At 54.9% G+C, this 293-nt stretch carries 1 protein-coding gene; it reads right to left on the reverse strand.

Translation table 11 applies throughout. The annotated features are described in order from the left end of the window. On the reverse strand, window positions 1-293 hold a 293-nt coding region (locus BTV99_RS13675), incomplete at both ends, for a hypothetical protein (RefSeq protein ID WP_178378001.1).

Here is a 293-nt window from a genome sequence, read left to right on the forward strand (position 1 = left end):
CGATTGGCTGAGCAAAACGGTAAGGCAGCGTCTCGCTATTTTTTATGGCCGGTGCTACCGTGACAGGCAGCCGCCGCAAGGTTTTTGTACAGCGGGTCATGCCGCCAGCAAAGCCATCGTGACACGTAAAACCAGCGCCCTCAAGCTGATCCGTTTCACCGGCGGCGAGCTGCTGCGTTGGTTTTTCATACCCTAGTCTCAAAGCCATACAGCCCTGCACTGAGGGGCAGCCGCTTTCACCAACTCTTATCGCAAAGTGCGGCGTGTCTTTTGTTGGCATGGGTTTAAAGGAA

The sequence above is a fragment of the Psychrobacter sp. Rd 27.2 genome (assembly GCF_001921755.1).
Taxonomy (GTDB): Bacteria; Pseudomonadota; Gammaproteobacteria; order Pseudomonadales; family Moraxellaceae; genus Psychrobacter; species Psychrobacter celer.